Source organism: Vibrio sp. R-1 (assembly GCF_035615595.1).
Lineage (GTDB): Bacteria > Pseudomonadota > Gammaproteobacteria > Enterobacterales > Vibrionaceae > Vibrio > Vibrio cholerae.
In genome coordinates this window covers 1-9,646 of record NZ_WPDC01000111.1, presented here as the reverse complement: position 1 = coordinate 9,646, position 9,646 = coordinate 1, and the positions used below count along the sequence as shown (strand labels likewise).

General features: G+C 49.7%; 7 protein-coding genes. All 7 read right to left on the bottom strand.

What is annotated here, in order from left to right; translation table 11 throughout:
• Positions 1 to 1,553, bottom strand: a 1,553-nt coding sequence (gene gshA, locus GOU96_RS15895) for a glutamate--cysteine ligase (protein WP_324702011.1), incomplete at its 3' end; no start/stop codon positions are given.
• Between the two features lie 111 nt (positions 1,554 to 1,664).
• Complete coding sequence (locus GOU96_RS15890; protein WP_267783084.1) at positions 1,665 to 4,520, bottom strand: M16 family metallopeptidase; 2,856 nt, start codon at positions 4,518 to 4,520, stop codon at positions 1,665 to 1,667.
• A 9-nt stretch (positions 4,521 to 4,529) separates the two neighbouring features.
• Positions 4,530 to 4,991 carry a YqaA family protein gene (locus GOU96_RS15885; RefSeq protein ID WP_000895355.1) on the bottom strand — a complete coding sequence of 154 codons (462 nt, stop codon included), beginning with the start codon at positions 4,989 to 4,991 and terminating at the stop codon, positions 4,530 to 4,532.
• The gene (locus tag GOU96_RS15880; RefSeq protein ID WP_000428691.1) at positions 4,985 to 5,935 is read right to left on the bottom strand and encodes an NADP-dependent oxidoreductase; all 951 of its coding nucleotides are present in this window, start codon (positions 5,933 to 5,935) and stop codon (positions 4,985 to 4,987) included. The genes GOU96_RS15885 and GOU96_RS15880 overlap by 7 nt, the downstream gene beginning before the upstream one ends.
• A 122-nt stretch (positions 5,936 to 6,057) precedes the next feature.
• A complete protein-coding gene (locus tag GOU96_RS15875) occupies positions 6,058 to 7,188 on the bottom strand; it encodes a sodium ion-translocating decarboxylase subunit beta (protein ID WP_000348847.1) in 1,131 nt (376 codons plus the stop codon).
• A 9-nt stretch (positions 7,189 to 7,197) separates the two neighbouring features.
• Positions 7,198 to 8,985: a sodium-extruding oxaloacetate decarboxylase subunit alpha gene (gene oadA, locus GOU96_RS15870; protein ID WP_000042719.1), complete on the bottom strand. Its 1,788-nt coding sequence runs from the start codon at positions 8,983 to 8,985 to the stop codon at positions 7,198 to 7,200.
• 34 nt (positions 8,986 to 9,019) lie between these two features.
• Entirely contained in the window at positions 9,020 to 9,280 is a 261-nt protein-coding gene (locus GOU96_RS15865; RefSeq protein WP_000148780.1) for an oxaloacetate decarboxylase subunit gamma, read from the bottom strand.
• Between the last annotated feature and the right edge of the window lie 366 nt (positions 9,281 to 9,646).

Sequence of the window (9,646 nt, the reverse complement as noted above, 5' to 3'; positions counted from 1 at the left end):
GCAAAATATTGCGTTAGGTAAGCATCAAAATTGAGCGTCTCTTTCGCTTCAATGTCGGCTTGGGCTTGAGTTGAGCGGCGCACTTCCTGCTCCATCTCATCTTGTGAGTAGAACTGGTATTGGTGCTGTAAATTAACCGCTCGGTACTCGTTACCTAACACGCAGCCTGTTTTACCTAAGCCGCCGTGCTGTTTAATTTCTGCTAGGATTTGTGCCGAGAGCGTCAGCTCAGGATTTTCGATCCAAGTCTCTAGTTTGGCACACACCGCTTGGTAGGCATCGCCGCCGAGAGCGGTATCCATAGTTTCAGCAATCACACGCAGATCGGCAAACACACGCTTCGCCCACGCTTGCAAGGTTAACACTTCACCATGGCAGCCAATTTGCAGTTCTAAACCAGGCTTGCGACCTTCCAGAACTACTTTACGCCAGTTGTCGCGCCAACAAGCCAGTTCACAGCCATCCATAGGATCAGAATCTGACAGCGCTGTCCATGCTAAGAATAGGTCGAGGAAACGAACCTGATCTTCATTAATTCCAATCGGGCTAAATGGGTTCACATCGAGCGAGCGCACTTCAATATATTCCACCCCTGCACGCGCTAGGGCTTGCGAAGGCCGCTCGCCACTTTGTGTCACACGTTTCGGACGAATCGGCGCATACAGCTCATTTTCAATTTGCAGTACGTTGCTATTGAGCTGGCGATATTCTCCCTCTACTTTCACACCCAGTTTGGCAAACTCGGCTGAGGGGGTGCGGATCGCTTCATTCAACCCTTGCAGATACTGCTCTATGCTATTGAAACCAATTTGCAGCACACTTTGCGCGCTGTTGGTGTAGCCCAAATCGCTTAGACGCAGCGAGGTGGCATAAGGCAGATACAAGGTTTTACCAATGGACTCGAACGGCAGTTCGGTTTTGCGACCTTGTAAAAAAGACGAGCAGAGAGCGGGAGAAGCGCCAAACAGATAAGGGATCAACCAACCAAAACGGTAGTAATTACGAATGACGCCAAAATAGGCCGCGGATTTACTCGTTTGACGAGCTGACTCTTCTTGCTCACCAAACAAGGCATCCCAGAAGCTTTCTGGGAATGAAAAATTGAAATGTACTCCGGAAATAATCTGCATCAGGCTGCCATAACGACGCTTGAGCCCTTCACGGTACAAGGTTTTCATTTTTCCAGTGTTCGACGAACCGTATTGTGCCAGCACTATCCCCTCTTCACTGCCGACGTAGCAAGGCATGGAGAGAGGCCAAAGTTTTTCATCGCCCAGCTTGGTCTGCGCGAAATGGTGAATATCCGACATCTGCGCCAGCAGAGTATCGACTTCATGCGAGACAGGGGTGATGAACTCCAGCAGGGACTCCGCAAAATCTGTGGTGATCCAACGGTGAGTTAATGCCGCTCCCAGTGCTTTCGGGTGTGGCGTTTGCGTTAGAGCACCTTCCGGCGTGTAACGCAGCGATTCGCGCTCCAATCCACGGCTAAACTTTTGAAATACTTCTGGTTTGTTTGCAACTGTTTGTAGTCGCTCGGCAAATTTACTCAAAATACGCTTCGCTTATGTAGGTGGTTCCAGTCGCACGCCGCCTGTTAAGCGTGGTGCTTAAGCAGCATAGCGAGTTTGGGGCGCAATCCGCCCCACTATTAAATGTGTACTCTAACGGATGATTTCAAGCTCTTCTAGCGGAATGCCTAACTTTTCCAACTGCGGCTTGAGTCGCTTGGCATCGCCCACCACAATAATTTGGTAATCCTCAGGATTGAACCATTTGGCCGCTAGCTCATTGAGTGTTGAGCGATCAACGCTTTTCACTATCTCATTACGTTGCTGCAGATAATCGCGATCTAAACTGTACGTCAGAATACTGGAGACAAGTTGAGCTTTCTGCGCGGGTGTTTCATACATCAGCGCATCTTGTTGACCGACAGCGAGACGTAAAAATTTCATCTCTTCCTCGCTCATCCCCGCTTGGCTGAAATGACGCATCTCTTTGATCATTTCTTGAATCGCTTCAACGGTCACATCCGCACGTACTGGAGCGTTAAATACAATGGCTCCAATCTCACGGTTACTGGCAAAATAGCTTCCTGCGCCGTAGGTATATCCTTTGTCTTCACGCAGATTTTGGTTTATCCGGCTATTGAAGTTACCCGCTAAGTTAAAATTCGCCAATTGAGTTAAGTACAACTCACCCGTGGCATCAAAGGGAAGCCCTTTACGCACCATACGGATGATACTTTGCGGCGCTCCCGGCTTATCCACTAAATAGATTTTCTGCTTAGTTAACGTTGGCACCACTTGTGGGTTAATCAGCGGGGCCGCTTCGCCTTTCCAATCGGCAATAAACTGCAACTGCTGACGAATTTCTCGCGCACTGATATCCCCCACTACCGCAATTTGTGCGCCATGCGGGGTGTAATGTTGACGGTAGAATTGCTTCACGTCCTTCAAGGTCAAGGCAGAGATAGAAGCTTGCGTACCATCACCGGAGCGGGCAAACAAACTCTCCCCCCATAATACTTGGCGGGTGGCTTGCGATGCTAACCAGCTCGGTTGCTGGTGTTGGTAAACCACTCCTTGCAACATTTGCTGCTGTAAACGTGCAAAATCACTCTGTTTGAAAGCAGGTTTGAGCAGCATCTCTTGGGTGATTTGCAACGTCTCCGGCAAGTTTTTCTTCAAACTCGATACCACAATGCTGGTTGAATAGGCTCCCACCACGACTTGAATGCTTGAGCCGAGTTTATCCAGTTGCGCTTGAATGGCTTCGGCGCTACGGTTTTGGCTGCCTTCTTGCAGCAGGCTGGCGGTTAAGTTAGCCAAGCCTTCTTTCCCCATCGCAACTTGACGCTCGCCCGCAGGCAATTGAATTTCAATCAGTACTGTCGGTGTTTCACGTGTTTGCGTGCCAAGCAATTGTACGCCGTTGTCAAAATAGACATCGTACAGTTTAGGTAAACGTGGCTGAACCGCTTGTGCCACTTGCGGCATCTGCGAGCGATCAAAGCTGTCTTTGACTTCGCGATAGGCAAGCTGCTCGTCACCAATTTTTTGATATTCCGGCAGTTGACGTTCAGGAGTGATAAAGGTTGCCGGACGTACTGCAAAGTCCGTTTTGCCTTTTGCCACTACACTGAGTGTCACTTTCGGCTGGCCATCCAGATAGCGAGTGAACACCTGCTGCACCGATTCTGGTGTCACTTCGCGGATTTTCTCTAGCTGACTTTCAATGCGATCTGGCTGGTCAAAGAAGATTTGATTGGCCGCCAATTGGCTGACTTTGCCTTTGACACTCTCTAGCGCAAATACAGCACTGGCCTCTTCTGAGCCGATGATCTGTTCTAGACGCGAAGCAGAGACACCCTGCTGCTTAAACTTTTCCAGCACTTGCAGGGTTTCTTGATACAGTGGGGCGAGCTTACCTTTGGCTCCCGAGGGAGCCATGGCATACACATAAAAGGTGCAGGCGAGCTCAGCACAGTCTTGGAATGCGCCCGCATCAACCGCCTTTTGAGTTTTCACCAGCTCTTGATAGAGCAGGCTGTTGTTGCCACTGCCTAGGGCACTGGCTAGAGCATCCAGTGCGACTTGATCCTCTGCGCCCAAATATTGCGTTGGCCACCCTATGAGCAGCATCGGCTGCTGCACACGATCTTCCAACGTAATAAAACGATCTTCACTCAACCGTGCTGGCTGCTTCGGTGCATCTACCACATCTGGGCCTTTCGGAATCGAGCCAAAGTATTTTTGAACCCAAGCTAAGGTTTGTTTAACATCCAGATCGCCACCTATGGTTAACACTGCATTATTTGGGCCATACCAACGTAGGAAAAAGGCTTTTAAATCATTGACATCAACTCGGTCTAAATCACTGACATAACCAATCGTTTGCCAAGAATAAGGGTGCCCTTCGGGATAAAGCGCTTCACCCATTTTTTCCCACATCAAGCCATAAGGGCGGTTGTCATAATTCTGAGCGCGCTCATTTTTCACGGTATCACGCTGGATCTCAAACTTGCGCTGCGAAACCGCATCGAGCAAAAAGCCCATTCGATCCGCCTCAAGCCACAACATTTTTTCTAATTGATTGGCAGGAACCGTTTCAAAATAGTTGGTACGGTCGCGGTTGGTGGTGCCATTGAGCGAACCGCCCGCTTCAGTGATCAAACGAAAATGCTGCTGATCGCCGACATGTTTAGAGCCTTGGAACATCATGTGCTCAAAGAAATGAGCAAAGCCCGATTTACCAATCTCCTCACGAGCGGAACCCACGTGATAAGTTACATCAACATGCACCAAAGGATCAGAGTCATCCGGTGAAAGGATCACGGTCAGTCCATTTTCCAAACGATACTTCGAGTACGGGATCATGACTTTACCCGGTTCGGCTTTCACCTCTTCGACCAAGGTGACGCCTTTCGGCAAAGAAGAAAACAGCGGCAACGATGAGTCAGAACTACTGCATCCCGCTAATAACAAAAGAGAAAATCCAAACAACGCGACTTTTCTCATCACATCTCCTTAAAACAAACCGTAATACAACGCAGCAAGCAATGAATAACGCAGCGCCTTACCAATCAAAATCATCAAAAATGCAGGGAGTACGTTTAAACGCAGCCAACCTGCCGCTAAACAGAGTGGGTCACCAATAATAGGCAACCAACTCCCAAGCAACGCCCAATAACCGTGACGCTGCAACCAGAGCTTGGCTTTATGACCTTGTTTTTGTGAATCAGTTCGATGCGGCAGCCATAAACCTAACGCGTAGTTGGTCATGCCACCTAAAGTATTCCCGGCCGTTGACACCGCAACGATGAGCCAAACCGGATGTTGAGCGAGCGATAAACTCGCCAACAACGCCGCTTCTGAGCCGCCCGGTAATAATGTTGCACTGAGAAAACCACTCCAGAACAGTAAGCTCAGCGGCGATTCAGCAAAGAGAGAAGTGAGTAGCGCAGAAGAGTCATTCCACCACTCTAGCATTTCATATCAAGAAGCAACTTGCCTCGCGTGTGTCCGGATTCAATCTGCTCATGCGCTTGCGCCGCGTCTAACAGTGAATAGATGTGCTGAATTTCGATTTTCAGTAGCCCAACACTGACCATATACAGCATGGTATCGAGCTGCTCTGGATTCGGATCTACCAACATGCCCGTAGCTTCAAAACCGAGTAGCTTGGCTTTTTCGCAGATAAGCTCGGCGGTTAACGTCGGTACAGTAATGACGCGAGCGTTATCTTTTAGGCATTTAAGCGCATCCAACGCCGCCTCTCCCCCCACCAGATCGATCAACACATCCACCTCTTCTAAACGCTGAGAGACGGGCGCAAATTGGTAATTGATCGCATGAGCGCCAAGCGTGGCCAGATAGTCTAAATTCGCTTCACTGCAAGTGGTAAATACTTCTGCTTTAGCGGCCAGTGCAATTTGCACTGCGATATGCCCAACGCCACCCGCCCCCGCAAGAATTAATACACGTTCACCTTCTTGGACCTGCGCTTTGCTCAAGGCTTGCGCGGCGGTTTGACCCGCAAGGGGCAGTGCAGCAGCCGCTTCGAGCGTTACTGCATCAGGCACTACACTCAGTTCTTGTTCTGGCACGCAGAGATATTGGCTATAACCCCCACCTCGCAGTGGAAATCCAATAAATCCCGCCACATTATCCCGCTCTTTAAGGCGGCTAACTCCCTCGCCTAACGCCACAACTCGTCCGGAGATATCGTAACCGGGTGTCCACGGCAGTTTGTCTTTATTTTGTGCTGCCGCCCATCCTAAACCCGCCCGGGTTTTCACATCGATAGGGTTAACACTCGCGAAAGCAACTTTCACTAATACTTCACCCGCTTTGGGGGTTGGAATTGGCGCACTTTGCATGGCCAACACATCCGGTGTACCAAATTGGGTAATGACGATTCGTTTGTTTTCCATTTCCACTATCCCTATCGCGCGAATAAAAAGGGATGCCGAAGCATCCCTTTGAATATATACCAATTTCTTTTAAGTCGTTAACTTTGCATCGCCATTTTGCGCAAAGTGCAACCAACTCATGCTTAACCCACTAGAGCCAGCAACACACCTGCCGCTACTGCTGAGCCCAAAACACCAGCCACATTTGGCCCCATGGCATGCATCAATAAGAAGTTTTGCGGGTTGGCCTCTAGGCCCACTTTATTGACGACTCGAGCGGCCATAGGCACCGCAGAAACACCCGCAGCACCGATCAGTGGGTTGATATCCTCTTTGGAAAATTTATTGAGGATCTTCGCCATGATCACTCCACCCGCCGTACCAATACTGAAAGCAGCGGCGCCGAGTGCCAAAATGCCTAAGGTTTCCAAATTGAGGAAAGTCTCGGCTTGCAATTTAGAGCCGACCCCCAAGCCTAAGAAAATGGTGACGATATTGATCAGCTCGTTTTGCGCGGTTTTGGACAAACGATCCACCACACCCGCTTCACGCATCAGATTCCCCAAACAGAACATGCCGACCAAGGGTGTTGCCGCAGGCAAAAACAGAATGGTCATTAGCAGCACCACGAGTGGAAACACGATTTTCTCGGTTTTACCCACGTGGCGTAGCTGAGCCATCTTGATTTTACGCTCTTCCGGCGTCGTCAATGCCTTCATGATCGGTGGCTGAATAATCGGAACCAGCGCCATATAGCTATACGCAGCGACCGCAATTGCCCCGAGCAAATCCGGCGACAACTGGCTGGCGAGGAAAATGGCCGTTGGACCATCCGCTCCACCAATGATTGCAATCGACGAGGCATCAGCCATAGAGAATTCCATACCTGGTACAAAGTTGAGCAAAATGGCGCCGAACAAGGTAGCAAAAATGCCTAACTGAGCCGCAGCGCCTAACCACAAGGTTTTCGGGTTGGCAATCAGTGCACCGAAGTCCGTCATCGCCCCCACGCCCATAAAGATCAGCAATGGGAAAACGCCTGACTCAATACCGATATGGTAAACGTAGTACAGCAAGCCACCGGGCTCGGTAAATCCTGCATTAGGAATATTGGCTAACACCGCACCAAAACCAATCGGCAGCAGCAATAACGGCTCAAAGCCTTTACGAATGGCCAGAAACAGTAGCGTACAGCCGACCAAGATCATGATGATCTGCCCTAGCTCAAAATTGGCAATCCCCGTCTCTTGCCATAAGGTGATTAATCCGTCCATGATTTTCCCTTATGCCAAGCTCAGCAGTGAGGCGCCAACGCGAACGCTGTCGCCTTCTTTGACATGCAGTTCCTGAATCACACCACTGCGCGCTGCACGGATTTCAGTTTCCATCTTCATCGCTTCTAACACGATAAGCACATCACCTTCTGCCACTTCATCACCTTGTTCAACTTGGATTTTAAAGATGGTCCCCGCCAAAGGGGCAGCAACCGCTTCTGCGCCTTGAGTGGTTGTAGCAACCGTCGGTTTTGGTGCTGCTTTTTGGCCAGCGGGTACCACTGAGGTCAATTGACCTTGTGGACCCACTTCAACGTCATACACCACGCCGTCCACTTTCACACTGTAGCTCTCTATACCTGCTGCAGGTTTAGCGCTCGCAGGGGCGGTAGCCACCGGAGCGGGCTCTTTGCCGGGCGCAGGTTCAAACGCCTCTGGATTATGGCGATTTTTCAGGAATTTCAGGCCAACTTGTGGAAACAGCGCATAAGTCAGAACATCATCGACCTTCGCATCCGCTAAGGTGATTTTTTCTACTTGCGCTTTTTCAAGCAGCTCTTTAGTGAGATGGTCAAGTTCATCTTGCAGCAGATCAGCAGGACGACAAGTAATCGCTTGTCCACCTTCTAATACGCGCGCTTGCAGCTCAGCATTCACGCTAGCAGGCGTTGCACCGTATTCACCTTTAAGGACGCCCGCGGTTTCTTTGGTAATGCTCTTATAGCGCTCACCGGTTAACACGTTGATCACCGCTTGAGTGCCGACAATCTGCGAGGTAGGAGTCACTAAAGGAATAAACCCAAGATCCTGACGAACGCGAGGGATCTCTTCCAATACCTCATCGATGCGATGCGCCGCACCTTGCTCTTTCAACTGGCTTTCCATATTGGTCAGCATGCCGCCGGGCACCTGAGCAATCAGAATGCGCGAATCAACACCTTTTAACTGACCTTCAAACTTGGCGTATTTTTTACGAACCTCACGGAAGTAAGCCGCGATCGGTTCAAGTTGCTCCAATTTGAGTTGTGTATCACGTGGTGTATCCTGCAGCATAGCGACCACGGTTTCCGTGGGCGTATGGCCATAAGTCTGGCTCATTGAGGAAATCGCGGTATCAAGAATATCAATCCCCGCTTCCACCGCTTTGACTGCCGTAGCCGTAGATAAACCCGTTGTTGCGTGACAATGCAGCGCCAAAGGCACCGCGCAAGACTGCTTAATACGCGTGATTAACTCTTCGGCCTCATAAGGTTTGAGCAGACCCGACATGTCTTTGATACATAAAGAGTGGCAGCCGAGATCTTCAAGACGTTTTGCTAAATCCACCCAAGTCTGCGTGTTGTGCACAGGGCTCGTCGTGTAAGAGAGCGTTCCTTGCGCATGAGCGCCCACATCAATCGTCGCTTTTACCGCTTTTTCAAAATTGCGCACATCGTTCATCGCATCAAAAATACGGAATACATCCATGCCATTGGCATGGGCGCGCTCGACAAATTTCTCGACGACATCATCCGCGTAATGGCGATAACCGAGTAAGTTTTGGCCGCGCAGTAACATCTGCATTGGGGTATTCGGCATCGCTTTTTTCAAAGCGCGTAGACGTTCCCATGGATCTTCGCCAAGGAAACGGATGCAAGCATCAAACGTCGCTCCACCCCAAGTTTCCAACGACCAGTAACCGATTTTATCCAGCTCAGCCGCGATCGGCAGCATATCTTCAATACGCATACGCGTAGCAAAGAGTGATTGGTGGGCGTCACGTAGGACGACATCGGTGATGGCTAATGGTTTAGACATGCTCATTAACTCCTTTTAATCCTTGTAATCCAGACTACTGTTTCGCTGTCGCACTGCGGTGCTGATGCACAGCCGCGGCGATTGCCGCCACGACTTGTGGGCTAACGGAATCAGTGACTGGTTGAACTTTTTGACTTTTCTTGGGCGTTGCAGCAGCCTCGGGTACCTCTTGCGGTATCACACGGGACATAAACTGAACGAGATAAACGAGAAGAGTAAGAAATAGGAATACCACAGCCATTCCGGTGACCATCAGAGTGGCGGCATCCAATAAGAGACTTCCAATATGTGTCATGTTGCTTCCTTTGCGTGTCATCCTGACATTCTTCGGTTTGTGCACATTTTTTGCGCTTAACGCAGAAGAAGTGGGATTATCTCGACTGAACAATAATTGTCAATTTGGTTACAAGCACTCTTTTAGCTCTGGCACAAACTGGAACAATAAATCATCACCTGAGATTGAAAACCAGCACAAGTGCAAGGCCAAGAGGTTGCTTTTTGACCGACTGAAGCTAACTTAGCGCGAAAGAGGGGCAAATACTGCGATGAAGTTAATATAGCGGGGAATATCCTTCACAAAACAATAAGTTGTAGCGCAAGGGTAAATGAGGTGTTTGCGAAATGTAAAAAAGCCCTGCATTTTCATGCAGGGCTTCTAATA